Below are 26,149 nucleotides of genomic sequence, written 5' to 3'. Positions count from 1 at the left end.
CGCGGTGCGCGCATCGGACGCGCGCGGCGGTTGTCGCCCGCTGGGGAAGCGACATGAAACTGCACGACGACGGCGACTTCACCGCGTTGAACTGGATCAAGCCGGCGCTCGACGCGACGCTGGCGCAGGCGCGCGACGCGCTCGAACGCTACGTCGAGGCGCCGGCCGATCTGACGCCGATGCGCGAGTGCGTGACGCACCTGCACCAGGTGCAGGGCACGCTGCGCATGGTCGAGCTGTACGGCGCGGCGATGGTGGTCGAGAACATGGAGCGGCTCGCCGAGGCGCTGGTCGCCGATACGGTCCGCCAGCGCGACGAAGCCTATTCCGTGCTGATGCGCGGCATGGTGCAGCTGCCGGACTACCTGGAGCGCCTGCAGAGCGGCCACAAGGACATTCCGATCGTCCTGCTGCCGCTGCTGAACGACCTGCGCGCCTGCCGCGGCGAGAACCTGCTGAGCGAATCGGCGCTGTTCTCGCCCGATCTTTCCTCCGCGCTGCCGTTCTCCGCCGGCGGCGCCGCGCAGCCGCTGGCGGCGGCCGAGCGCCGCACGCAGGCGCTGCGTCTGCGCCTGGGTTTCCAGGCCGCGCTGCTGAAGTGGTTCCGCGACGAAGGTTCCGCCGAGCATCTGAACCGCCTGATCGACGTGCTCGACCGCCTGCGCGCGATCTCCAGCGCCGAGCCGGCGCGACGCCTGTGGTGGATCGCCGCCGGTGCCGTCGAGGCGGTGCGCGACGGCGGCCTCGACGCCAGTGTCGCGGTGAAACTGCTGTTCGGTCGCGTCGACCGCGAGATCCACCGTTACGCCACCGACGGCGACGGCGGCTTCGAGGCCGCGCCGCCGCGTGAGCTGACCAAGAATCTCCTGTACTACGTCGCGCATTCCGGCGCCGACGGCGCGTCGCCGCGCGGTCCGCGCGGCGCCGAGATCAGCCGCACCTACCGGCTCGACACGCTGTTGCCGACCGAGGTCGAGCTGCAGCACGCGCAAGGGTCGATGACCGGGCGCAACAAGAATCTGCTCGGCACGGTCTCCGCCGCGATCAAGGAAGATCTGCTGCGCGTGAAGGAAGCGCTCGACATCTTCCTGCGCACCCGCGGCGCCGATCCGGGCGAACTGCAGGGCCAGGTCGAGGTGCTGCATCGCGTCGGCGACACGCTCGGCATGCTCGGTCTCGGCGTGCCGCGCCGCGTCGTCGACGAGCAGCGCGGCATCGTCGAGGAAATGGCGGCCCGCCAGCGCGCGGTCGACGAGGGCGCGCTGCTCGACGTCGCCGGCGCGCTGCTGTACGTCGAAGCCTCGCTCGACGACCACATCGAGCGCCTCGGCGACGCCGTCGACGGCAGCACGGTCGAGGTCGAGGGACTGGAGCTGCCGAAGGCCGAGGTGCGCCGCATCCTCGACGCGCTGATGCGCGAGGCGGCGGTCAACATCGTGCAGGCCAAGCACGACATCATCGCCTTCATCGAATCGCCGTGGGATCACGCGCGCGTCGGCCAGATCCCGCGCCTGCTGGAGGAAATCTCCGGCGCGCTGCGCATGCTCGGACTGCCCGACGCGGCCGAGCTGATGGCCGCGGTGGTGCGTTTCGTCGAGGTGGAGCTGATCGCGCACCGGCGCGTGCCCACCGCCGAACAGATGGACAAACTCGCCGATGCGCTGGCGTCGATCGAGTACTACCTCGAAGCGACGCGCGAGCAGCGTCGCAACCGCGAGAAGATTCTCGACGTCGCGCGCGAAAGTCTCGAAGCGCTGGGCTACTGGCCGTTGGAGAACGCGCCGGCGCGCCCGCCGATGGACGCGCAGGACACGCTCGCCATTCCGCCCGAGCCGGCGGTCCCGGCCGAACTGCGCGCCGCGGCGACGCTGGCCTACGGCGATGCCGTCGTGCCGGCGGAAAGCCTCGCGGCGGGCGACTCGCCGCTGCCGAGCGTCGAACTCGCGCCCGGTCGCGACCTGCACGATCTGGTGATCGGCGAGAGCACGGCGCTGGAACCGGCCGAGCACGATCTGAGCGGCCTGCGCTTCGCCGAAGGCGATGCCGCGGTCGAGGCCGGCTGGACCGAGATCGAAGAAGAGATCGAAGAGGAAGTGCCGGTCGAGGACGACCCGCTGCCCGGCTTCCAGGCCGCGGCGGGCGAGGACATCGACGAGAGCATCCGCGAGATCTTCGTCGAGGAGGTCGACGAGGAAATCGCCAACCTGCGTCAGCAGCTGCCGCTGTGGAAGCGCGACGTCGACAACCTCGACGAGCTGAAGTCGGTGCGCCGCTCGTTCCACACCTTGAAAGGTTCCGGTCGCCTGGTCGGCGCGCGCGCGCTTGGCGAGTTCAGCTGGAAGATCGAGAACCTGCTCAATCGCGTGCTCGACGGCACGGTCAAGCCGAGCCATCACGTCGTCGCGCTGGTGGACGAGGCGATCGCCGCGGTGCCGTCCCTGCTCGGCGCGCTGCGCGGCGAGCGCTTCGGTTCGGCGCGCGTGAACGCGCTCGCCGAGGTCGCCGAACGGCTTTCCGCCGGCGAGGACGTCGCGCTGCCGGAAGCGAGCGCGACCACGCGCAAGGTGCGCCGCGTCGTGCGTCGGCGCGTGCCGCTGGCGACGTCCGAGCTGCCGAGTTTCTCGGTGGACGTGCACGGCGACGAACACCTCTCCGCCGCGTTCGGCGCACCGGTCGAAGAACTGGTCGCGGGCCCGCTGCCGAACGTCGATCCGGTGCTGTTCGACATTCTGCAAAGCGAGGTCGCCGCGCACCTGGGCACGATCGAGGACTACCTCGCGCGCTGCGTGCCCGAGCCCGTGCGCGCGAGCGAGCCGCTGCTGCGCGCGGTGCATACGCTGAACGGCGCGATCGCGATGGTCGACATTCCGCCGATCGGTGCCGTGCTGGCCCCGCTGGAAAGCTACGTCAAGCGCTTGCGCGGGGCCGCTGCGGCGCCGGACGCGGACGGAATCGCCGCGTTGCAGGAGACCATCGCGCTGACGCGCGAGGTCATGCAGCGCCTCGAGGCGGGCCGTTCCGATCTGCCCGATTCGCACGCGCTGGCCGTGCGCGTCGCCGCCTTGCGCGACGCGTTGCCGGAACCGGAGACCGTGCTCGCGTTGTACGGCGTCGGCGAAGCGTCCGACGGCGAGGAGCGGACCGCGCCTGCGGAGATCGAGCCGATCGACCGCGGCGACGTCGTCGAGCCGACGTCCGCCTTCCCGTACGAACCGCCGGCGCCGATCGCGCCGGACGACGAATCCGTCGCCGACCTGGAGCGCGCGCTGCGCGCGACCGAGGCGGAGCCCCTGCTGCACGCGGTGCCGATTCCGCGCGAGCTGATCGATTCGCTGGCGGATTTCGATCCGGGCAAGATGCACGCGGAGTCGACGCCGGCCGTCGCGGACGAGCTTTCGCTCGAGGCCGCGCTGGCCGAGCTGCCGCCGCTGACCGACCTCGACGTGTCCGGGGCGCTGGACGAGATCGACGCGCGCCGCGCGGACGAGCCGGGCGAGTCGATCCGCTTCGACGAGGTTGCGGCCGACGAGGACTTCGACATCGAACGCGACGATGCCGACGCGACCGCGTCGGACGAGGCGGTCGTCGCCACGGAAGCGGCGCCGCCGATCGAGCACGAGAGCGGCGAGAGCGAGGACATCGTTCTCGCCAGCACGCCGGAGGACGAATACGTCGAAGCGCACGCGATCGAGGACGATCTCGCGGCGTCGGCGGAGCCGCTCACCGAAGAACTCGTGCCACCCGCCGCGCCGTCGTTCGCCGACGAAGCGCCTGCCGAAGCGGCGGCTCCGGCACCCGCGGCGCCGGTGCGCGTCGAACTGAGCGGCGCGCCGGCAGCGGCGATCGCCGAGGACGCGCAGCCGGACGGTGCGCTGGAAATTTCCGACATCGACTCCGACCTGCTCGACATCTTCGCGCAGGAAGCCGCCGACATCCTCGACGAGGCCGACGCGATGGTCGCGCAGCTGCGCGAATCGCCGCGCGAGCGCGCGCCGATCGCCGGACTGCAGCGCGAGCTGCACACGCTCAAGGGCGGCGCGCGCATGGCCGGGCTCGCGCCGATCGGCGATCTCAGCCACGCGATGGAGTCGCTGGTCGACGCGCTCAGCGAAGGGCGCCGCGAGGTCGACCGCGCCGCGGTCGAGTCGCTCGAACGCGGCTTCGACCGCATGCACGGTCTCGTGCAGCGCGTCGCGCATCGGCGCGCGATCGCGATGCCGACGCACGCGATCGCGCATTTCGAAACCCTCGTCGCCGGCGAAGGCGTCGTCGCCGAACGCCTGTCCGCGCTTGACCGCGCCGCTGCGGCCGGGCCGGCGGAAGAGATTCCGGCCGTCCAGCGTCCGGCGCCGCGGCACCTGAGCGCGACGGTCGACGACGATGCCGCGCACGCGCCGCAGGAAATGATCCGCGTGCGCTCGGACCTGCTCGATTCGCTGGTCAACTACGCCGGCGAAGTCTCGATCTACCGTTCGCGACTGGAACAGCAGATCTCGACGTTCCGCTTCAACCTGGTCGAGTTCGACCAGACCGTCACGCGTCTGCGCGACCAGCTGCGGAAGCTGGAGATCGAAACCGAAGCGCAGATCATCGCGCGCTACCAGCGCGAACACGACCAGGGCGTCGGCGCCTTCGATCCGCTCGAACTCGACCGCTTCTCGCAGCTGCAGCAGCTGTCGCGCGCGCTGAGCGAGTCGGTGTCGGACTTGACCTCGATCCAGGGGCTGCTCGACGAGCAGACGCGCCAGTCCGAAACGCTGCTGCTGCAGCAGTCGCGGGTGAACTCGGATCTGCAGGAAGGCCTCATGCGCACGCGCATGGTGCCGTTCGATTCGCTGGTGCCGAACCTGCGGCGCACGCTGCGCCAGGCGGCGCAGGAAACCAACCGCCGCGTGCAGCTGAAAGTCGACGGCGCGCACGGCGAAATGGATCGCAACCTGCTCGAGCGCATGAAGGCGCCGTTCGAGCACATGCTGCGCAACGCGCTCGCGCACGGCATCGAGGCGCCGGAAGAGCGCGTCGCGCGCGGCAAGCCGGCCGAGGGCACGGTCAACATCGCGCTCAGCCGCGAGTCGACCGAAGTCGTGCTGCGCGTCGCCGACGACGGCCGCGGCATGGATCGCGAGGCGATCCGCCGCAAGGCGGTCGAGCGCGGCCTGCTGAACTCCGGCGCGTCGCTGTCGGACCGCGACCTCTACGCATTCGTGCTCGAAAGCGGCTTCTCGACCGCGTCGCAGGTGACCCAGCTCGCCGGCCGCGGCGTCGGCATGGACGTGGTGCACAACGAGATCAAGCAGCTCGGCGGCTCGCTGGCGATCGACTCGACGCCCGGGCAGGGCACCGCGTTCACGATCCGCCTGCCGTTCACGCTGGCGGTCACGCAGGCGATCCTGGTCAAGCTCGGCGAAGCCAGCTACGCGATCCCGATGTCGTCGGTGCAGGGTGTCGCGCGCATCGCGCGCGAGGATCTCGAGCGCCGTATTGCCGCCGGCGATCCGAAGCACGTCTACGCCGGCGAGGAATACGTCATCCACGATCTCGCCCAGCTGCTCGGCCTGCCGCGCCAGCGCGCCGGCGACGACACGCAGGTGCCGCTGCTGATGACGCGCAGCGGCGACCAGCGCGCCGCGGTGCGCATCGACGGCGTGGTCGGCTCGCGCGAAATCGTGGTCAAGTCGGTCGGCCCGCAGCTGAGTTCGGTGCCGGGCATCTTCGGCGCGACCATCATGGGCGACGGCGCGGTCGTGATCATTCTCGACCTGGCGCCGCTGGTGCGCCGCCTGAGCTCGCTGCGTGCGCGCCTGGAAGCCGGCGCGCTGGAAGAGGCGCCTGCCTGGCTCGACGCCGAGATCGGACAGGCGCCGGAAACGCGACAGAAACCGCTGGTCATGGTGGTCGACGATTCGATCACGATGCGCAAGGTCACCACGCGCGTGCTGGAGCGCGCCGACCTCGACGTGGTGACCGCGAAGGACGGCCTGGACGCGCTCGAGAAGCTGCAGGACAACGTCCCCGACCTGATGCTGCTCGACATCGAAATGCCGCGCATGGACGGTTACGAGCTGGCCACCTACATGCGCAACGACCCGCGCACGCAGCGCGTGCCGATCATCATGATCACCTCGCGCACCGGCGAGAAGCATCGCCAGCGCGCGCTCGAAATCGGCGTCGAGCGCTACCTCGGCAAGCCGTACCAGGAAGACGAGCTGTTGCGTCACGTGCAGGAAATCCTGAGGCGCGATCATGTCTAGCACCCACGACGTCGCCGTCGCTCTGCTGAGCGACACGCCCGAACACGGCGCACATCTGCGCGAGGCCTTGCTCGCGCTCGGCGCGCCGGTCGTCTACGAGACCTCCATGCAGGCGCTCGACCGCGCCGCGCTGGAGCGCTCGCACGCGAACGTGGTGGTGATCAATCTCGACGCGCAGGGCGGTCCGCAGCTCGACGATCTCGACGGCCTGCTCGCCGATGCGCGCTATCGCGTGGTGTTCAACGAGGCCGAGGTGTCGAGCGGCCTGTCCGGCTGGGACCAGGCGCGCTGGGCGCGCCATCTGGCGGCCAAGGTGCTCGGCGAGGCCGACACCGATCCGCCGCGCCCGGCCGATGCCGAGGCGGTGCCCTCGCGCGAGGCCATGCTGTTCGCCGAAGCGCCGCGTGCGGCGCAGGCAATCGAGCTGCCGCCGCTGGAGGACATTGCGCCGGTCGAAGAAGAGATGGATTTCGTCGACCAGCTTTCCGCGGGATTGGCGCCGAACACCGCCGATGCACTGGTCGAGCAAGTCGCCCCAGTCGCCGACGACGAAGTGGAGAAGCTGCTGCTGGAGCCGTTCGACCTCGTCGATTTCGATCGCGCCGCCGCCGAAGAGGCGAACCATTCGCCGGTGATCGTGCCGGCCCTGGAAAGCACATCCGGCGGCCTCGGCGAGGTCGACGCCGCGGCGATCGGCGAGTTCGACGTGCAGGAGTTCGCGATCGATCCGGCCCTGCTCGCCGCGTTCGACGAAGAAGCCGCCGCTGCCAAAGAAGAGACGGCGTCTGCCGCTTCGCCGGCCTGGTCGCTCGAAGACATGCTCGAGGAAGCCGAGCCCGCGCCGCGTCCCGCTGCGGCGTTCGGCATCGAGAAGCTGAGCGCCGAAGAATTCCTGGCACCGGCGGTGGAGGAAGCGTCGACGGCCGCGCCGCGTGACGCGGCGCCGGAATCCGCGTTCGCGCTGGAGTTGATTCCGCTCGAGGAAGCGGTCGCGCCCGCGTCGGTCGAATTGGAGCCGCGCGAATCCTGGCTGGACCCGGACGCGGTCACCGCACCGGCGAAGGTGCGCCGCGTCTGGGTGCTCGGCGCTTCCATCGGCGGCCCCGAGTCGGTGCGCGAGTTCCTCGGCGAACTGCCGCGCGACTATCCGGCGCTGTTCCTGCTGGCGCAGCATCTGGGCGGCGAGTTCGTCGACCTGATGGCGCGCCAGTTGGCCAAGGCGACGCCGATGACGGTGCGCCTGCCGACGCACGGCGAGCGCATCGGCCACGGCGAGGTCGCCGTGGTCCCCGCGACGCACCGGTTGCTGGTCGACGCGGAAGGCGTGATCGTGCTCGAGCGCGACGCCGAGCGCGGCGAATACAGCCCGTCGATCGACCGCGTACTGCGCGACGTGGCCGACCGCTTCGGCGACGCCGCCGGCGCGATCATCTTCTCCGGCATGTCCGACGACGCGATCGAGGGCTGCCAGTACCTGGCCGCGAAGGGCGGCCGCGTCTACGTGCAGGACCCGGACACCTGCGTGACCAGCGCGATGGTCGACGGCGTGCGCGAGAGCGGCGTGGTCGGCTTCGTCGGCTCGCCGCGCGAGCTGGCCGAGCAACTGCTGGCCGAAGCGAAACAGTCTCAACTGCGGCAGGGAGTCTGACGATGGCCGATCTACCGCGCGAAATCCGCGGCGTCATGGTGCCGGTCACCGGCAGTCGCGTGCTGCTGCCGAATGCGACCGTGGCCGAAGTCATCAGCTACACGCTGCCCGAGCGCATCGCGAACGCGCCGGCGTGGCTGCTCGGGCGGCTGGCCTGGCGCGGCTGGCGCCTGCCGCTGTTCTCGTTCCCGATGCTGACCGGCGCGTTGGCGGAGGAAAGCCGCAGCAACGCGCGCGTCGCCGTGCTGAAGGCGCTCGGCGGCAACGCCGGCATGCCGTTCATCGCCCTGCTCGCGCAAGGCTTCCCGCGCCTGACCACGATCACGCCGGAGCTGCTGCTGCCGACCGCCGACGAGACGCCGCACGCGTTCGGCGTACATTCGGAAGTGCTGGTGCGCGACGACCGCGCGGTGATTCCGGATCTGGACGCGATCGAAGGCCTGATCGCGCAGGCATTGGCGGCGTAACGCCGGCGCCGCACCGCCGGATCGCGGCGATTCGCCGCGTCGAGTCCGCTGGCCGATCGCGATCCGCCGCTCAAGTCGAGGGCATGCGTACCAGCCGGCTGCCGGCGGCGAGGTCGTGCCAGCCGCGCCGGTCGCGATCGACCAGGCACCAGAGAAAACCGAGCGCGAACGCGCACAGCGACACCAGCGCGACGGCGAAGCGCAGCAGCGCGCGCGACCACGGCAACGCGTCGCCGTCGGCGCCGACCACGCGCAGGCGCCACGCGCGCATGCCGATGGTCTGTCCGCCGCGGGACCAGGAAACCACGAAGTAGGCCGCCGTGACCGCGAGCAGGGCCAGCTGCAACAGCAGATGGTAGGCCGGCGGTGGATGCGCGACGTCGACCTCGCCGTGCACGGCGAACAGGAACAGCGCCGCGGTCAGCATCCACAAGGCGATCAGCGGGAACAGGTCGTAGACGGCGGCGGCGAAGCGCAGCCAGAGCGGGGCGGACGGGGGCGCGGTCATCGAGGGCGTTCGGCAGTGACGAAGGCTAGGTTCACGGTTTAGGCTCGCCGGCGCAAGCGCGCCCGGCGCGCGACGAACGCCTCGAACCATGACGTCTACCTCCGCCTCCGCGCGCAAGCGGGCGACCGCCCGCGCCGGCGCCGACATCGCGCCCGCCGACGCCGCCCTGATCGGCGAATTCCGTGAGCGCGCCTGGTCCGAACTCGGCCTCGCCGACAACACGCTGGCGAGCTACCAGCGCGACCTCGAAGGGTATGCGCGCTGGCTCGCGCGGCAGGGCCTGTCGCTGGCCGGCGGAGCGCGCGAGGACGTGCAGCGCTATCTCGGCGAGCGCACCCACCAGGGCGGCACCGGCGGGCACGGCTACAAGGCGCGCTCGAACGCGCGGCTGCTGTCGAGCCTGCGGCATTTCTATCGGTTGCTGGTGCGCCTGGGCCGTGTCGGCGCCGATCCGACCCTGCTGGTGGAAGCGCCGAAGCTGCCGCGCAACCTGCCCAAGGCGCTGTCCGAGAACGAAGTGGAAGGCTTGCTGCGTGCGCCGCCGGAGACGCCGCTCGGCCTGCGCGACCGCGCCATGCTCGAGCTGATGTACGCGACCGGGCTGCGCGTCAGCGAACTGGTCGACCTGGCCGCGGCGCAGGTGAATCTCCGCCAGGGCGTGTTGCGCGTGCTCGGCAAGGGCGGCAAGGAGCGCCTGGTGCCGCTCGGCGACGAGGCCGCGCACTGGCTGACGCGCTACGTCGGCGAAGCGCGCCCGGTCCTGCTGAAGGGCGGGCGCAGCGAGGCCCTGTTCGTCAGCAACCGCCGCGCGGCGATGACGCGACAGATGTTCTGGACCCTGGTCAAGAAGCACGCGCTGGTCGCCGGCGTCGCGTCGCAGCGCATCTCGCCGCACGTGCTCAGGCACTCGTTCGCGACGCATCTGCTGAACCACGGCGCCGACCTGCGCGCGCTGCAGCTGATGCTCGGCCACAGCTCGCTGTCGACCACGCAGATCTACACGCTGGTGGCCAAGGAGGGCTTGAAGCGCCTGCACGAGCAGCATCATCCGCGCGGCTGATTCGCGCGGGAACGTCAAGAGGGTTCACTTTCCCCGCTCCCCCGCGCGTGCGAGAATCGTCGGCCCTTGCGGAACCAAGCCCCCCTGTCGGCGGTCGTACCGCGTTCGCGAGGCCTGCCGGCGCCGATGCAAGCGGAATCGCTCGAAGCCGGTCTGGAACCCGCTCCCCATCCGAAATACGAGGTCGTCATGCGCCTTCCCCTGTTCATTCTCGGCCTGCTCACGGCCTTCACGGCCGTCGCCGCCACGCCCGAGGAGACCGCCAAGCAGGCGATCGCGGCGCTGGCGCCGAACGTCAAGGTCGACGCGGTGCAGGAGTCGACCATTCCCGGCTTCTACGAGGCGATGGCCGGCGGGCAGTTCCTCTACGTCAGCAAGGACGGCCGCTACATCGTCGACGGCAGCGCCTACGACGTCGCCGCCAAGCGCGACCTGACGGCGAAGTCGCGTGCCAAGGCGCGCAAGATCGCGCTCGACAAGGTCGGTCCGGAGAAGCGCATCGTGTTCGCGCCGCTCGCGCCGATCAAGGCCAAGCACACGATCACCGTGTTCACCGACATCGACTGCCCGTTCTGCCGCCGTTTCCACCAGCAGATCGCGGCCTACAACGCGAAGGGCATCGCGGTCGACTACCTGTTCTATCCGCTGTCGATCCATCCGGGTGCGGACAAGAAGGCCGAGGCAGTATGGTGTTCGAAGGATCGTCCGGGCGCATTCACCGCCGCGATGAGCGGCCAGGACCCGGGCAAGGCGACCTGCCCGAATCCGGTGGCGGAACTCAGCCAGCTCGCCCTGGCGCTCGGCATCGGCGGCACGCCGACCATTCTCGCTCCCGACGGCTCGCAGATCCCGGCGCAGATCGCGCAGTCGCCGGACCAGCTCGCCGCCGAACTCGATCGCCTGGCGCAGGTCGCCGTGGCGCAGAACTGACTTTGGAATCCAACACCATGAACCTCCGCCGATTCGCTCTCCGTACCTCTCTTCTGGCCGCCGCGTGCGCGCTGGCGCCGCTGGCGCAGGCCGCCGAGTCGCCGGCCGACGCCGCTGCGCGCAAGGCGCTGCAGGACCTCGTGCCGCAGGCGAAGATCGACAAGGTCGAGCAGGCACCGATCCCGGGCTATCGGCAGGTCATCGTCGGCAGCCAGATGGTCTACGTCAGCGACGACGGCCAGTACCTGATGCAGGGCACGCTGTACGACACGCAGAACAAGCGCGACCTGACCGCCGCACGCATCGCCGAGCAGAGCAAGGTCAAGATCGACGCGGTGCCGGCCGACCAGCGCATCGTGTTCCCGGCCGCCGGCGGAAAGCCGAAGTACAAGGTGACCGTGTTCACCGACATCGACTGCGGCTACTGCCGCAAGATGCACACGCAGATCGCCGAGTACAACAAGCGCGGCATCGAGGTCGACTACCTGTTCTTCCCGCGCAGCGGCCTGAACACGCCCTCGTACGACAAGGCCGTCTCGGTCTGGTGCGCGAAGGACCGCAACGCCGCGTTCACCGCGGCCAAGACCGGCAAGGATCCGGCGCCGCTGAAGTGCGACAACCCGATCGCGGACCAGTTCAAGCTCGGCACCCAGGTCGGCGTCGAAGGCACGCCGACGATCCTCGCCGCCGACGGCACCAAGATCGGCGGCTATCTGCCGCCGGACCAGATGCTGTCCAAGCTGCAGTCGCTCGGCACGGTGCACCTGGCCGGCAACTGAGCGATCGCTCACTCGCTTCGGACGACGCCCGGCCCGTGCCGGGCGTCGTCGTTTCGGGAGAGGCCGGCCGGGGAGGGCGAACGTGCCCGAAGCCGTTGTCGTGCAAGACGCGGAACGGCTTCGGATCGCGACGGTCGAGCGCGATCGCACGCGCGTCCGGAGCAGGGTTTCCTCCGCGCTGCCGGTACGCATCCGGTATCATAGAGAGCTGTTCCTGATCGCCCGAGCGCCATGATCGCCCTCGACGGCCTGTCCGCGCTGTCCCCGTTCCGCATCGACCGCCTCAACATCGAACTCGCCCACGCGTCGCCCGGCTGCACGCTGCGTGCGGCCCGCTACGTCTACTTCGTCGACACGGCCGCCGAGGCGACGCTCGACCTGCCTCGCCTGTGCGAGGTGGTCGAAGCGTCATCCGGCCCGGCCGGCCCGGCGACGCTGTGGATCGTGCCGCGTCTCGGCACGCGGTCGCCGTGGTCGAGCAAGGCCACCGACATCCTGCAAGGCTGCGGTTTCCCGGTGCGTCGCATCGAGCGCGGACTCGCCTTCGACCTGGACGGATTGCCCGAGGCCGGCAGCGACGCCCGCCAGGCGGTGCTGCGCGCGCTGCACGACCCGATGACGCAGTCGGTGGTCGCCTCGCTGGACGACGCGGCGCATCTGTTCGACGCCGGCGCGCCGTCGCCGCTGGAGCGCATCGAGCTCACCGCCGACGCGACGGCCGCGTTGAAGGCGGCGAACCGCCGGCTCGGCCTGGCGCTCGCCGACGACGAGATCGCCTATCTCGCCGAGCGCTACGCGGAACTCGGCCGCCCGCCCAGCGACGCGGAACTGATGATGTTCGCGCAGGCCAATTCCGAGCATTGCCGGCACAAGGTATTCAACGCGGACTTCACGCTCGACGGCGCGGCGCAGGCGAAGTCGCTGTTCGCGATGATCAAGAACACGCACCAGCTGTCGCCCGCGCACACGCTGTCGGCGTATCACGACAACGCGGCGGTCGTCGAAGGCTATCCGGCGCGGCGCTTCTTCGCCGATCCTGCGGATGCGACCTTCCGTCGCCACGACGAGAACGTGCCGTTCGCGATCAAGGTCGAGACGCACAACCATCCGACCGCGATCTCGCCGTATCCGGGCGCGTCGACCGGCTCCGGCGGCGAGATCCGCGACGAAGGCGCGACCGGCCGCGGCGGCAAGCCGAAGGCCGGCCTGGTCGGGTTCACGGTCTCGCACCTGCGCATTCCGGATTTGCCGCGGCCGTGGGAGCGGGAACGCCCGCTGCCGCCGCGCTTCGCCACGGCGTTCGAGATCATGCGCGACGGCCCGCTCGGCGGCGCCGCCTTCAACAACGAATTCGGCCGTCCGTGCCTGGGCGGTTATTTCCGCACGTTCGAGCAGGCGAACGCGACGCCCGGCGTGCGCAGCGGCTACGACAAGCCGATCATGATCGCCGGCGGCCTCGCCAACCTGCGCCCCCAGCACGTCGAGAAACGAACGCTGCAGGACGGTGATGCGGTGATCGTGCTCGGCGGCCCGGCGATGCTGATCGGTCTCGGCGGCGGCGCCGCCTCGTCGATGGCCGGCGGAGCGAGCAGCGAACAGCTCGACTTCGCCTCGGTGCAGCGCGACAACCCCGAAATGCAGCGGCGCTGCCAGGAAGTCATCGACGCCTGCTGGGCGCGCGGCGACAGCAATCCGATCGTCTCGGTCCACGACGTCGGCGCCGGCGGCTTGTCGAACGCGATCCCGGAAATCCTCAACGACTCGGGCGTCGGCGGCCGCATCGAACTGCGCAAGATCCCCAGCGACGACGCGCAGCTGTCGCCGATGCAGATCTGGTGCAACGAATCGCAGGAGCGCTACGTGCTCGGCGTGCGTCCGGCCGACCTCGCCGAGTTCGAGGCGATCTGCGCGCGCGAACGCTGCCCGTTCGCGGTGGTCGGCTTCGCCACCGTCGAGCGACGCCTCGTCGTCACCGATTCCCTGCTCGGCTCTTCCCAGCCCTCGATCCCCGATCCCCAATCCCCGCTCTACGTCATCGACCTCCCGCTCGACGTGCTGTTCGGCAAGCCGCCGCGCATGCAGCGCGACGCGCGCCGGCGCGTGGCGCGCATCGACGTGGTGCCGGACATCGAAGGGATCGACCTCGACGAGGCGACGATGCGCGTGCTGCGCCTGCCGGCGGTCGGCAGCAAGTCGTTCCTGGTCACGATCGGCGATCGCACCGTCGGCGGGCTGTGCTCGCGCGACCCGATGGTCGGGCCGTGGCAGGTGCCGGTGGCCGATTGCGCCGTCATGCTGAGCGATTTCGACGGCTACGCCGGCGAGGCGATGGCGATGGGCGAGCGCACGCCGCTGGCGCTGCTCGACGCGGCGGCCAGCGCGCGCATGGCGGTCGGCGAGGCCCTGACCAATCTCGCCGCAGCGCCGATCACGCTCGACGAAGTGCGCCTGTCGGCGAACTGGATGGCCGCGGTCGGCGTCGACGGCGAGGACGCCGCGCTGTACGACGCGGTGCGCGCGGTCGGCATGGAGCTGTGCCCGGCGCTGGGCGTGTCGATTCCGGTCGGCAAGGATTCCTTGTCGATGCAGGTGAAGTGGTCGAGCGCGGTTACGGCCGCGCGAGGGGGAGGCATGGAAGCCGACCGGGAGGCGCAGCAGGGACGGTTGCTCGAGAGCAGCTCCCAAACGGAAGCAACGAATCAGCAGACCATTTCCCCAGTCTCGCTGATCGTGTCCGCATTCGCGCGCACGCTGGACGTGCGCCAGGCGCTGACGCCGCAGCTGGCGCTCGATCAGGGCGACAGCGAGCTGTGGCTGCTGGATCTCGGCGCCGGCGCGGATCGCCTCGGCGGTTCGGCTCTGTTGCAGGTCTTCGCGCGCGAGGGCGGCGTGCCGCCGGATCTGGACGATCCGCGGCGCTTCGCGAACTTCTTCGCCGCGATCCAGGCCGCCAACGCGCAGGGCCTGCTGCTCGCCTATCACGACCGCAGCGACGGCGGTGCGCTGGTCGCTCTGCTGGAAATGGCGTTCGCCGGCCATTGCGGCCTGGACCTCGAACTCGACGGCTGGGCCGATCGCGCGCTGGCGGCACTGTTCAACGAGGAACTCGGCGCGATCGTGCAGGTCCGCGCCGTCGATCGCGAAGCGTTCCTCGCCGTCCTCGATGCGCACGGCGTGCGCGATCTCGCCCGTCGCGTCGGTGCGCCGAATGCGCGCATGCGCGTCAAGCTGACACTCGAAGGCGCGCAGGTGGCGAAGTGGAAGTGGGTCGACCTGATGCGTGCCTGGTCGGAGACCAGCCACGCGATGCAGCAGCGGCGCGACAATCCGCTCACCGCGGACGAAGAGCGTGCGTGGCGCAGCGACGACTGCGATCCGGGCATCGTGCCGAAGCTCAGCTTCGATCCCGCCGAGGACGTCGCCGCGCCGTTCGTGGCGAAGGGCGCTCGTCCGCGCATCGCGATCCTGCGCGACCAGGGCGTCAACGGCCAGATCGAGATGGCGGCGGCGTTCACGCGCGCCGGCTTCGACGCGGTCGACGTGCACATGACCGACCTGCAGAGCGGTCGGCGCCGCCTGGGCGAGTTCCGCGGCCTGGCCGCCTGCGGCGGCTTCAGCTACGGCGACGTGCTCGGCGCCGGCCGCGGCTGGGCGGCGTCGATTCTCTACAACGAACGCCTGCGCGACGAATTCGCCGCGTTCTTCGCCGACTCTTCGAAGTTCGCGCTCGGCGTCTGCAACGGCTGCCAGATGCTGGCCAACCTGAAGTCGATCGTTCCCGGTGCCGACCACTGGCCGCGTTTCGTACGCAACGCCAGCGAGCAGTACGAGGCGCGCCTGGTGACGCTGGAAGTGCTGGACTCGCCGTCGATCTTCTTCGCAGGCATGGCCGGTTCGCGCATTCCGGTCGCCGTCGCGCACGGCGAAGGGCGCACCGAATTCGCCGATCCGGCGGACGCCGCGCGGGCGATCGCCAGCGTGCGCTTCGTCGACAACGCCGGCGCGGCGACCACGCGCTTCCCGCTGAACTCGAACGGTTCGGCCGGCGGCCGCGCGGGCTTCACCGCGGCGGACGGCCGCGTGACGATCCTGATGCCGCATCCGGAGCGCGTGTTCCGCAGCGTGCAGCTGAGCTGGAGGCCGCGCGGCTGGGGCGAGGATTCGCCGTGGATGCGCATGTTCCGCAACGCGCGCGTGTGGGTCGGTTGAGGGCAGGGATTCGGGACTGGAGATTCGAGATTCGGCGAAGAAGGCCGTCTGCTTTCCGGCGCCTTTCGCCAATCCCCCATCGAGGCGGGTCATGACAGATCTTTCCCCAATCCCCGATTCCGAATCGCCGATCCCGGTGCTCTCGCCGATCCGCGAGTTCGCCCTGAAGGCGCTGCTGTGGTTGCCGCTGTGCTTCGTGATCTGGTTCTGGCTGGCGCCGTTGTGGGTGCAGCCGGCCGTGGCGATGGCGCGCGTGGTCCTGCTCGGGGTGTGGAACGATCTCTTCACGGCGGTGACGCAGGGTGCGGAAATCCTCGACGCCGGCGGCAAGGTCGTCGCACGCGCCGGCTATCTGGTGCAGCTGACGACCGCGGTCACCGTCACCGTGCCGCCCGGTCCGGGCGGCCCCGGCGGCGTCGGCGTGCTCGAACCGACGATCAATCCGATGATCTACGGCTACTCGCTGCCGCTGTTCAGCGGCCTTGCGCTGGCGACGCCGCTGGCGACCCGGCGCCGGCTGCTGCAGATGCTGATCGCCTTTCTCGCCATCTGGCTGGCTCAGGCCTGCGGGATCGTCGCCGAAAGCTTGAAGGTAGTGGCGTTCGATTCCGGTGCCGAGGGCGTCGCCGCGGCCGCGCAGGCCGGGCTGGCGCCGAATGCGATCGCGTTCGCCTACCAGTTCGGCTACCTGATTCTGCCGGCGGTGGTGCCGATCGCGCTGTGGATCGGGCTGAACCGTGCGTTCATCGAGGATCTGGTCCGCCCGGTCGGGGAACCCGGAAGCGGGAACCGGGGTCAGAGCAGCGCTTGATCCCGCCTTGCGGCAATGTGAAACAATCCGTTTTTCTCCAAAAAGTGCGGCCCTGGGCCGCCTTTTGGCCTTCGCGATCGGACCGGTCGCACGATCTATTCGACAGGCGGCCATGGATGACCGCTCCCGATTCTTGCGATCATGGATGGTCGCCCAGGTGAATGAGCCCCATGGTAGCCGTCGCTCCGCTTGAACAGGCCGCTCCGCGGCCGGCCGCCGAGGCCAGTCTCGACGACCGCATCTGCCAGTTCCTGGTCGCGCGCGGCCGCCTGAAGGAAACCGACCTGGTGCGCGGCCGCCGCCTGCACGAGGAGGATCCGGCCTCGGGCAGTCTGGTGTCGCTGCTGACCCGGCTCGGCCTGGTTTCCGAGCGCGAGATGGCCGAGGCGGTCTCCGAGCTGCTGAAGCTGCCGCTGCTGTCGGCCAAGGAGTTCCCGGAAACGCCGCCGCAGAACGTGCAGACCTCGGTGCGCTTCCTCAAGCATCACCACATCTGCCCGATCGGCGAGAGCGAGCAGGACGTGACCGTGCTGGTGGCCGATCCGGCCGACGCATTCCCGCTGCAGGCGCTCAAGCTCGCCACCGGTCGCGAGATCAAGCTCAACATCGGCCTGCGCAGCGAGATCGACGACCTCATCGAGCGCTACTACGGCTCCGGCCGTTCGGCGATGGGAGCGATCGTCGAGAACCTGACCGACGAGAACAACCGCAGCGAGGACGACATCGAGCACCTGCGCGATCTCGCCTCCGAAGCGCCGGTCATCCGCCTGGTCAACCTGATCATCCAGCGCGCGGTCGAACAGCGCGCGTCGGACATCCACGTCGAGCCGTTCGAGAACCGCCTCAAGGTGCGCTACCGCATCGACGGCGTGCTGCACGAGGTCGAATCGCCGCCGGCAGCGTCGACCGCGGCGGTGATCTCGCGCATCAAGATCATGGCCAAGCTCAACATCGCCGAGCGCCGCCTGCCGCAGGACGGCCGCATCATGATCCGCGTGCAGGGCAAGGAGCTCGACCTGCGCGTGTCGACCGTGCCGACCGCGCACGGCGAATCGGTGGTCATGCGTATCCTCGATCGCGAAGCGGTCGTGTTCGACTTCAAGACGCTCGGCTTCACCGACCAGTTCCTGCAGAAGTTCCTCAACGTACTGGAGCTGCCGCACGGCATCATGCTGGTGACCGGCCCGACCGGTTCGGGCAAGACGACCACGCTGTACACGGCGCTGTCCAAGCTCAACACCGCCGACGTCAAGATCATCACGGTCGAGGACCCGGTCGAATACCAGATCGAAGGCATCAACCAGATCCAGGCCAAGGCTTCGATCGGCCTCGACTTCTCGCACGCCCTGCGCTCGATCGTGCGTCAGGACCCGGACATCATCATGATCGGCGAAATGCGCGACCTGGAAACCGCGAAGATCGCGATCCAGTCCGCGCTGACCGGTCACCTGGTACTGTCGACCCTGCACACCAACAACGCCGCCGGCGGCATCACGCGCATGCTCGACATGGGCGTGGAGGACTACCTGCTCACCTCGACCGTCAACGGCATCCTCGCGCAGCGACTGGTGCGCCGGCTCGATCTGCCCAACGCGCAGCCGTTCGAGGCGATGCCCGAGGTCATCAAGGAATACGAGCTGGAGAGGTTCACCGACGAGCGCCCGATCAAGCTGTACAAGCCCGGCTCCAGCGCGATCAATCCGACCGGCTACTACGGTCGTACGACGATCATGGAATTCCTCGTCATGTCCGACGCGATCCGCCGTCAGATCATGCAGCACGCCGGCATGGGCGACATCGAGCAGCAGGCGCGCACCGAAGGCATGCGCACGATGTTCGAGGATGGCCTGGTCAAGTCGCTGCAGGGCCAGACGACGATCGAGGAAGTGCTGCGCGTGACGTCGTCGGAATCGTGATGGTCAGCGGTCAGCGGAAAATGACGAGTACGACTTCAATGAATCTGCTGCCCGGGTCTCGTGGCGCGGCGCTGTGCTTGCTCCGCTCACCGCTCACCGCTCACCGCTGACCGCTCCCATGACCCTCTACTACTACAAAGCCGTCACCCCCAACGGCGAGACGCTCGAAGGCCAGCTCGACGTCGGCACGCACGAGGAAGCGATCGGCAAGCTGCAGGACGCCGGCAACATTCCGCTGGAGGTGCGCGAGGCCGACGGCGGCGACTCCGGCAGCCTGTTCGCGTCGCTGTTCAAGAAGAAGACGCTGCGCGAAGCGCAGATCGTGCAGTTCACGCAGCAGCTGGCGACCCTGCTCGGCGCCGGCCAGCCGCTCGATCGCGCCTTGCAGATCCTGCTCGATCTGCCCGAGAGCGACAAAGCCAAGCGCCTGCTCGAGCGCATCCGCGATCAGGTGCGCGGCGGCACGCCGTTGTCCGACGCGCTGGAGGCCGAGCACGGCACCTTTTCGCGTCTGTACGTGAACATGGTGCGCGCCGGCGAGGCCGGCGGTTCGCTCGACGACACGCTCGCGCGCCTGGCCGACTACCTGGAGCGCAGCGCGCAGCTCAAGTCGAGCGTGATCAACGCGATGATCTATCCGGCCTTCCTGGTCGGCATGGTGCTGCTGTCGCTGATGGTGCTCTTGATCTACGTGGTGCCGCAGTTCGCGCCGATGTTCCAGGACATGAACATCGAGATGCCGCTGATCACCAAGATCGTGCTGGCAGTCGGCTCGACGCTGCAGAATTTCTGGTGGGCGATCTTCGGACTGGTGATCTTCGGAGTCGGCTGGCTGCGGCGCCAGATGGCCGATCCGGTTTCGCGGCTGAAGATCGACGAGCGCATCCTGAAGATGCGCGTCGCCGGCGACGTGATCCGCAAGATCGAGACCGCTCGTCTCGCGCGTACGCTCGGCACCTTGCTGAAGAACGGCGTGCCGCTGCTGAACGGCCTGACGGTCGCGCGCAACGTGCTCGGCAATACGGTGCTCGCCGAGGCGGTCGGCAATGCCGCCGAAGAGGTCAAGACCGGCGGCGGTCTCGGTTACGCGCTGACGCAGTCCAAGCGCTTTCCGAAACTGGCGCTGCAGATGATCAGCGTCGGCGAGGAATCCGGCGAGCTCGACACGATGCTGCTGAAGGTGGCCGATACCTTCGACGTCGAGGTGAAGAACACGCTCGACCGTCTGCTCGCCGCGCTGGTGCCGGCGACGACGATCGTGATGACGGTGATCGTCGCGATGATCATGATGGCGATCGTGCTGCCGATCATGAACATCGCGGGTGCGGTGCAGTGACGGCGCCGGAATTTGGAATGGGTGATTCGGGATTCGTGAGAGAGGAAGCAACCATGAGTGCAAAGCGTATCCATCGCCTGCCGCGCGCGGCGGGTTTCAGCTTGATCGAAATGCTGGCCGTGATCGTGCTGATCGGCATCGTCGCCGGCATCGTCGTGCAGCAGGTCGGCAAGAACGTCGACAAGGGCAAGTACGGTTCGGGCAAGGCGCAGGTGCAGGCCTTGGCCGGCAAGGTCGAGGCGTATTCGCTCGACAACGGTTCGCCGCCGGCGCGCCTGGAGGACCTGGTCAGCAAGCCGGGCAATGCGTCGAACTGGCAGGGTCCGTACGCGAAGGAATCGGATCTGAAGGATCCGTTCGGCCGCCCGTTCCAGTACAAGTCGCCCGGCGAGCACGGCGATTTCGACATCATCTTCCTCGGCAAGGACGGCCAGGCCGGCGGCGACGGGGTGAACCAGGATTACGGTAACTGGCAGTGATGCAATGGTGAGCGGTCAGCGGTGAGCAGTCAGCGGACAAAGCAGCGAAGTCCGAACGTGGGCGTTCTCCGCTCACCGCTCACCGCTGGCCGCTCACTTCGTGTGCGCGGCTTCACCCTGATCGAACTGATGGCCGTGATCGTGCTGCTGGCGATCGCGTTGACCGCGGTGACGTTCTCGTTCTCCAAGAGCCTGCAGAGCGCGAAGATCCGCGGCGCCAGCCGCGACCTGGTCGCGGCATTGCGCTACACGCGCGGGCAGGCGATCGTGAAGGGTAAGCCGGCGGTGCTGCTGCTCGATCTCGACGAGAATTCCTACAGCGCACCGGGCAAGGGTTCGGTCAAGCTGCCCAAGGGCATGAACCTGCGCCTGACCACCGCCGAGACCGAAGTCGTCGGCGGCAATACGGGCGGCATCCGCTTCTTTCCGGACGGCAGCTCGACCGGCGGTCACATCTCCGTTTTCCAGGGACAGCGCGAGTGGCGCGTCAATGTCGCCTGGTTGACCGGCGAGATCGCGCTCGACGAAGCGCCGGAAGCGAACTAGCCGCGATCCGCGCGGTCCACTCCTGCGATGAATCGCCAGCGCTCCCCCATCAATGCGCGCCGCATGCGCGGCTTCAGCCTGATCGAGATGGTCGCGGCGTTCCTCGTCTTCGCGATCGGCATCGGCGTGCTGATGCAGGTGCTGGCGGGGTCGATGCGCAACACGCGGCAGTCGTCCAACTACACGATGGCCGCGTTGTGGGCGCAATCCAAGCTCGACGTCGTCGGCGTCGGCGAGCCGATGGAAGCGGGGCGCAGCAGCGGCCGCTTCGACGACACCTACAGTTGGGAGCTGGACATCCAGCAGGTCGATCCGACCGCGATCGAGCCGCCGCCGCAGCAGACGCTGAACGCCGGAAACCAGAGCGCGGCCGCGGCGCAGCAGAATCCGCGCACGTCGGTGGCGAACGCCGGTCTCGGCGGCGGTATGCAGGCGTCGCCGTTCGATCTCTACCAGGTCGACCTGACCGTGTACTGGGGCGGGGGCTTCGGCAAGCGTCCGCGCACGGCGACGTTCAGCACCTTGCGCGCGCAGAATCCCGATCCGAACAACGGCATGCCCGGTGCCGCCGGCTTCAACCAGGGCGGTCTGCCGAACCGCCCCGGCGGCACGCGATGAGCGGCGCAGGCGCCAGTTCGCGCGCTCAGGGCTTCACCTTGCTCGAGGTGATGCTGGCGATTCTGCTGCTCGCCTTGTTGCTGGCGGGTACCTATGGCGCGATCCGCACCGCGGTCAACGCGATGCACTCGGGCGAGGCGGCGATCGACCGCACCAATCGCGTGCGCGTCGCGCAGGAATTCCTGCGCCGGCAGATCAGCCGCATCATGCCGCTGTCGTTCGGCACCGACGAGAGCACGAATACCAACATCGTGTTCGAGGGCGACGGCAAGTTCATGCGGTTCGTCGCGCCGATGCCGGGTTATCTGTCCAAGGGCGGCCCCTACGTGCAGACGCTGGAATTCGCCGGCAACCGCAGCGGCGGCCGCCAGCTGATGTTCGGCAACGAGATGCTGAACGGCTTCGACCCGGAGGAGAAATCCGGCAACGAGCCGGTGCTCCTGCTCGATCAGATCGCCGACGGCCATTTCGAATACCGCACGCTCGACGAGAACGGCGAGCTGACCGACTGGCTCGACGACTGGGAAGACCCGAGCGTGACGCCGGTGATGGTGCGCGTCGTCGTGCGCATGCGCGCGGACGCGCACATCGAGTTTCCCGAGATGGACATTCCCCTGATGCTCGACGTCGGTGCGATGCGCATCGCGCGGCCGGGCCAGACCTTGCGCGGCGTCGGTCTGCAGAATGGCGCGGGCGGCATGCGTTCGCGTTCGCGGCTCGGAGGCAGGCAGTGAGCGGACAGATGCTTGCGCCGAAACGCCGCTCGCGCAGCCGTCGTCGTCTGCCCGCGGCGGCGCGCGCGCGCGGCGTAGCCTTCGTGCTGGTGCTGTGGGTCATCGCGATGCTGGCGATCCTGCTCGGCAGCTTCTCGCTGATCGCGCGTACCGAGAACCTGCAGGCGCGTCACCTGTTCGACACCACGCAGGCGCGCTACGCCGCCGAGGCGGGCCTCAATCTGGCCGTGTACGAGCTGCGCAAGGCCGACCCGCTCGAACGCTGGGTCGGCGACGGGCGGCCGTACCGGTTCAACTATGGCGGCGCCGAGATCGAGGTCCAGATTACCGACGAGTCCGGCAAGATCGATCTCAACTCGAACTGCAACTCCGCCATGGGCGCGGGAGCGGGCATGCCGTCCGGCTCGGGTTCGAACAGCATTCTGGTGAACCTGTTCATGTCCAGAGGCGGGCTGCCGCTGGAACAGGCCGAAGCGCTCGGCGCGGCCGTGGCCGACTGGTGCGACCCCGACGATCTCGCCCAGCCGAACGGCGCCGAGATCGCCGACTACAAGGCGGCGGGGCTTTCCTACGGTCCGAAGAACGCGCCGTTCGACACCGTGTCCGAGCTGCAGCAGGTGCTCGGCATGAACTACGAGCTGTTCTCGAAAGTCGAGCCCGCGCTGACGATCTATTCCGGCCGCGCCGCGCCGAACGCCGGTTCGGCGCCGCTCGAGGCCTTGCAGGCGATGTATCCGGACGTCTCGACGGAAGAGTTGCAGCAGTTGATCCAGATGCGCCAGTCGATGAACCCGAACGACCTGGCCGGGGCGGGTCTGACGCTGCCGGACGGGACTCCGCTGATGGCGGGCGGCGGGGGGCTCACGTATAGTGTGAAGTCCCGTGCGAAGCTGCCGAATGGCGCCAGCACGACTCTGGATGCCACTGTCCGCATGGGCGGAGTCGGTGCGGGCGGACGGCCGTACTCGATTCTGCGCTGGCGCGATGGGGAAGCCTCTTAAGTGAATCCTGCCCTCGACAGACAACTCGCGCGTCTGCGGACGCGCCTTGCCAAGACGCCACTGCCGGGCTTTTTCGCCTGGTGGGGGCGCGAGCTGCTGGCCTGCTTGCCGGAGCGCTGGCGCAAGGTGCTGTCCGAGCGTTCGGAATCGCTGCTGCTGGATTTGCGCGGCGAGGAAATCGTGGTCTGGCGCGAACACGCGGCCGGCATCCGCGAGTACGCGCGCATTCGTCGCGACATCCCGGCCGAGGAACAGGCGGCCGAGTTCAAGCGCCTGCGCGCCGCGATCGACGATCCGATGGTGCGCACGGTGTTCTGCATTCCCGCCGAGCGGGTGTTGACGCGTGTCTTGAGCCTGCCCGCCGCAGCCGAAGACAACCTGCGTCAGGTGCTGTCGTTCGAGATGGACCGGCAGACGCCGTTCAAGGCCGATCAGGTCTATTTCGACAGCCGCGTCGTCGGCCGCGACGCGAGCGGGCGCAACGCGCAGGTCGAACTCGTACTGATTCCGCGCGCGCAGCTCGACCAGGAATTGTCGGCGTTGCCGGCCGGCGCGGCCGAACTCGACGGCGTCGACAGCTGGAGCGGCGCGCCCGCGAGCGGACGTCGCCACGCGAACCTGCTGCCGCCGGAACGGCGTGCACGCCGGCGCGACATGCGTCTGCCGCTGAACCTCGGGCTCGCCGCGCTCGCGCTGATTCTGCTGGTCGTCAACATGGACGAGTCGCTCGCCAACCGCGCGGCGGCGGTCGAGTCGATGCGCGCGGAAGTCGACAAGGCCAGCGTCGAGGCCAAGCAGGTCGCCGCGCTGCGCAAGACGCTGGCGGATTCGATCGCCGGCGCGAACTTCCTGACCGAACGCAAGCGCAAAGGGCCGTTGACGGTCGCGTTGCTCAACGACCTGACCGAGCGCGTGCCGGAAGACACCTATCTCGAGCGCCTGCAGATCGAGAACAAGCAAGTGCAGTTGCAAGGGCAGGGCCAGGAAGCCGCCAAGCTGATCGCGCTGCTGGCCGCTTCGTCGTGTCTGGGCGATCCCGGCTTCCAGGGCCAGGTGCAGCCGGATGCGCGCACCGGCAAGGAGCGCTTCCAGATCAACGCGGCGCTGAAGGAATGCGAGCCGACGTCGGTGGCGAAATCCGCTCCGGCGAAAGGGGCCGCGGTGCCGAAGAAGGCTGCAGAAGCAGGCAAGCCGGACGCGGCGAAGCCGGCGGCCGATACCAAATCGGAGAACGCGGCCAAGCACACGGACAAGGCCGCTGCGAAAGCCGCGGAGAAGCCGAAAACCGTACTCGACGTGCCGGCGAGAGGCGAGCAAGGCCGCCATGTTCCGCCCGCGCAGGCGAAGGAGCGTCCGGCCGCGCCGGCCGTCTCGAATCATCCGGGGCCGGGCGCGACGGCGCAGGGCAAGAAGGCGGAGCCGACGAACAAGGACGTGGGAGCCAAGCGTGAAGACTAGCCGCTTCCAGCCCAAGGACGGACGCTTCCTCGCCGTGGTGCTGCTGGCGATCGTGCTGCTGCTGGTCTATCTGGTCGGCGTGCACTGGTGGTTCGTCGCCCCGCATCTGCAGTTCCGCGCGGACATGCGCGATCTGCGCGAGCAGCAGTTGCGCTTCCGCCAGACGACCGCGGAAAAGCCCGAGATCGAGAAGCGCCTGGCCGAGGTCAAGGAATACGAGCAGGGCAATCAGGCTTTCCTGTCCGAGGCGGACGCGAACGCCGCGTCGGCCGCGCTGATCCAACGCCTGAACCAGGCGCTGAAAGATCACGCCAAGGACGAGAAGCGCTGTCAGAGCGTGGGCACGCAGAACTTCAGCGGTGTCGACGACGAGGTCTACAAGCGCGTGACCGTGCAGGCGCGGCTGAAGTGCGACCTCGAACCGCTGTCGGCGATCCTTTACGATCTGGAGAATGGGAAACCTTACCTGTTCGTCGACCAGGTGATGATCTACAAGCAGCAGACCTACACGCCGCCTGGTGCGAAGGCGGTGGCCAGTCCGCTCGACGTGCGATTCAATCTGTCCGGTTACCTGCGTCAGGCCGGCGGCAAGGCGCCCAAAGGCGAGACGGCCAGGGGCGGCAAATGAACGTACGTACCGCGCGTCTCCTGACCAACGCCTTGGCCGGCACCTGCGGCGTGCTGGCGCTGTTCGCGATCGTCCAGTACGCCGGATTCGGCCGCGGCTACGGCTGGGCGTCCGATCCGGAAGGCGAGACCGGCCGGCCGCAGATCGGCACGATCGACAACAAACCGGTGCAGCTGCCGCCTGCTTCGGCCTTCGCCAGCATCGAAGAGCATCCGCTGTTCAACGAGGATCGTCAGCCGACGCCGGTCAGCGCCAGTGAAGGTGGCGCCGAGGACACTCCGCCGCCGAGTCCGCTGAACATCGCGTTGACCGGGGTCATCCTCGACGCCGCCAACAACGTGCGCATCGCGATGGTGCAGGACAAGACGCGGAACCAAGCGATCGCGCTGCGGGTCGGTATGCCGCTGGAGGGCGAACAGGCGAGTTGGACGCTGGTCGACGTCAAGCCGCGCGGCGTCGTGTTCAAGAGCGCCGCCAACGAAACGACCGAAGTCGAGCTGGAAACGTCGGTGGTGCAACCTCCGGCGCCGAAGTCCCCGCCGCGCGCGCCGGCCAGGTCGGCGACGCCGCCGGGCAAGACGCCTCCGGGCACACCCGGCAAGGGAGCGGTCACCGGCGCCAAGGGCGACGCCGCCAACAACAATGCCGCGGGCAACAGCGCCGATCTCGCCCGCCGCATCGAAGAGCGGCGCCGGCAGATGCGCGAAGACGCCGAACGCTTGCGCAACGGCGGGAACAAACCCGCGTCCGAGAAGAAGTGATGGAGAGTT

At 68.9% G+C, this 26,149-nt stretch carries 19 protein-coding genes; 18 read left to right on the top strand and 1 reads right to left on the bottom strand.

Annotated features, from left to right (window positions below):
* The first annotated feature begins 53 nt into the window (after window positions 1-53).
* Genes J7520_RS19625 through J7520_RS19615 form a run of 3 tightly spaced genes read left to right on the top strand, consistent with a single transcriptional unit; the run spans window position 54 to window position 8,366 of the window.
* Complete coding sequence (locus tag J7520_RS19625; RefSeq protein WP_291192162.1) at window positions 54-6,251, top strand: Hpt domain-containing protein; 6,198 nt, start codon at window positions 54-56, stop codon at window positions 6,249-6,251.
* Complete coding sequence (locus J7520_RS19620; RefSeq protein WP_291192160.1) at window positions 6,244-7,899, top strand: chemotaxis protein CheB; 1,656 nt, start codon at window positions 6,244-6,246, stop codon at window positions 7,897-7,899. The genes J7520_RS19625 and J7520_RS19620 overlap by 8 nt, the downstream gene beginning before the upstream one ends.
* A gap of 2 nt (window positions 7,900-7,901) precedes the next feature.
* Window positions 7,902-8,366: a chemotaxis protein CheW gene (locus J7520_RS19615; RefSeq protein ID WP_291192158.1), complete on the top strand. Its 465-nt coding sequence runs from the start codon at window positions 7,902-7,904 to the stop codon at window positions 8,364-8,366.
* Window positions 8,367-8,436: 70 nt separating this feature from the next.
* Here the strand turns inward: J7520_RS19615 and J7520_RS19610 are convergent, their stop codons facing one another.
* The gene (locus tag J7520_RS19610) at window positions 8,437-8,874 is read right to left on the bottom strand and encodes an RDD family protein (RefSeq protein WP_291192156.1); all 438 of its coding nucleotides are present in this window, start codon (window positions 8,872-8,874) and stop codon (window positions 8,437-8,439) included.
* Between the two features lie 88 nt (window positions 8,875-8,962).
* Here J7520_RS19610 and xerD point away from each other — a divergent pair, with 88 nt between their 5' ends.
* The 15 genes from xerD to J7520_RS19535 all read left to right on the top strand — a co-directional run bounded on the left by xerD (window position 8,963) and on the right by J7520_RS19535 (window position 26,140).
* Complete coding sequence (gene xerD / locus J7520_RS19605) at window positions 8,963-9,934, top strand: site-specific tyrosine recombinase XerD (protein ID WP_291192154.1); 972 nt, start codon at window positions 8,963-8,965, stop codon at window positions 9,932-9,934.
* Window positions 9,935-10,123: 189 nt separating this feature from the next.
* Window positions 10,124-10,864, top strand: a complete 741-nt coding sequence (locus J7520_RS19600) for a DsbC family protein (protein ID WP_291192152.1) — start codon at window positions 10,124-10,126, stop codon at window positions 10,862-10,864.
* Between the two features lie 17 nt (window positions 10,865-10,881).
* The gene (locus tag J7520_RS19595; protein WP_291192150.1) at window positions 10,882-11,643 is read left to right on the top strand and encodes a DsbC family protein; all 762 of its coding nucleotides are present in this window, start codon (window positions 10,882-10,884) and stop codon (window positions 11,641-11,643) included.
* Window positions 11,644-11,874: 231 nt separating this feature from the next.
* Window positions 11,875-15,852 carry a phosphoribosylformylglycinamidine synthase gene (purL, locus tag J7520_RS19590; protein WP_291192148.1) on the top strand — a complete coding sequence of 1,326 codons (3,978 nt, stop codon included), beginning with the start codon at window positions 11,875-11,877 and terminating at the stop codon, window positions 15,850-15,852.
* A 91-nt stretch (window positions 15,853-15,943) separates the two neighbouring features.
* Window positions 15,944-16,663 (top strand): exosortase H-associated membrane protein, encoded by a 720-nt coding sequence (locus tag J7520_RS19585; protein WP_291192146.1) that lies wholly within the window; start codon window positions 15,944-15,946, stop codon window positions 16,661-16,663.
* A gap of 170 nt (window positions 16,664-16,833) precedes the next feature.
* Window positions 16,834-18,579 carry a type II secretion system ATPase GspE gene (gene gspE, locus J7520_RS19580; RefSeq protein ID WP_291192144.1) on the top strand — a complete coding sequence of 582 codons (1,746 nt, stop codon included), beginning with the start codon at window positions 16,834-16,836 and terminating at the stop codon, window positions 18,577-18,579.
* Between the two features lie 118 nt (window positions 18,580-18,697).
* Entirely contained in the window at window positions 18,698-19,915 is a 1,218-nt protein-coding gene (gspF, locus tag J7520_RS19575) for a type II secretion system inner membrane protein GspF (protein WP_291192142.1), read from the top strand.
* 53 nt (window positions 19,916-19,968) lie between these two features.
* Window positions 19,969-20,394, top strand: coding sequence for a type II secretion system major pseudopilin GspG (gspG, locus tag J7520_RS19570; RefSeq protein WP_291192140.1), 426 nt, complete (start codon window positions 19,969-19,971; stop codon window positions 20,392-20,394).
* A gap of 102 nt (window positions 20,395-20,496) precedes the next feature.
* A complete protein-coding gene (locus J7520_RS19565) occupies window positions 20,497-20,940 on the top strand; it encodes a GspH/FimT family pseudopilin (protein WP_291192138.1) in 444 nt (147 codons plus the stop codon).
* Between the two features lie 63 nt (window positions 20,941-21,003).
* Window positions 21,004-21,558, top strand: coding sequence for a hypothetical protein (locus J7520_RS19560; protein WP_291192136.1), 555 nt, complete (start codon window positions 21,004-21,006; stop codon window positions 21,556-21,558).
* On the top strand, window positions 21,555-22,292 hold the full coding sequence (locus J7520_RS19555) for a prepilin-type N-terminal cleavage/methylation domain-containing protein (protein WP_291192134.1): 738 nt from the start codon (window positions 21,555-21,557) through the stop codon (window positions 22,290-22,292). Before J7520_RS19560 ends, J7520_RS19555 begins: the two co-directional genes overlap by 4 nt.
* Before the next feature lie 8 nt (window positions 22,293-22,300).
* Complete coding sequence (locus J7520_RS19550; RefSeq protein ID WP_291192132.1) at window positions 22,301-23,293, top strand: type II secretion system protein GspK; 993 nt, start codon at window positions 22,301-22,303, stop codon at window positions 23,291-23,293.
* Window positions 23,294-24,751 (top strand): PilN domain-containing protein, encoded by a 1,458-nt coding sequence (locus tag J7520_RS19545; RefSeq protein WP_291192130.1) that lies wholly within the window; start codon window positions 23,294-23,296, stop codon window positions 24,749-24,751.
* Window positions 24,741-25,379 (top strand): type II secretion system protein GspM, encoded by a 639-nt coding sequence (gene gspM / locus J7520_RS19540; protein ID WP_291192128.1) that lies wholly within the window; start codon window positions 24,741-24,743, stop codon window positions 25,377-25,379. Before J7520_RS19545 ends, gspM begins: the two co-directional genes overlap by 11 nt.
* Complete coding sequence (locus J7520_RS19535; RefSeq protein WP_291192126.1) at window positions 25,376-26,140, top strand: hypothetical protein; 765 nt, start codon at window positions 25,376-25,378, stop codon at window positions 26,138-26,140. Before gspM ends, J7520_RS19535 begins: the two co-directional genes overlap by 4 nt.
* Window positions 26,141-26,149 lie beyond the last annotated feature (9 nt).

This window comes from Dokdonella sp. (genome assembly GCF_017744955.1).
In the GTDB taxonomy this organism is placed as follows: Bacteria; Pseudomonadota; Gammaproteobacteria; order Xanthomonadales; family Rhodanobacteraceae; genus Dokdonella_A.
The sequence above is the reverse complement of the archived record's forward strand: the minus strand, read 5'-3'. Positions and strand labels throughout refer to the sequence as shown.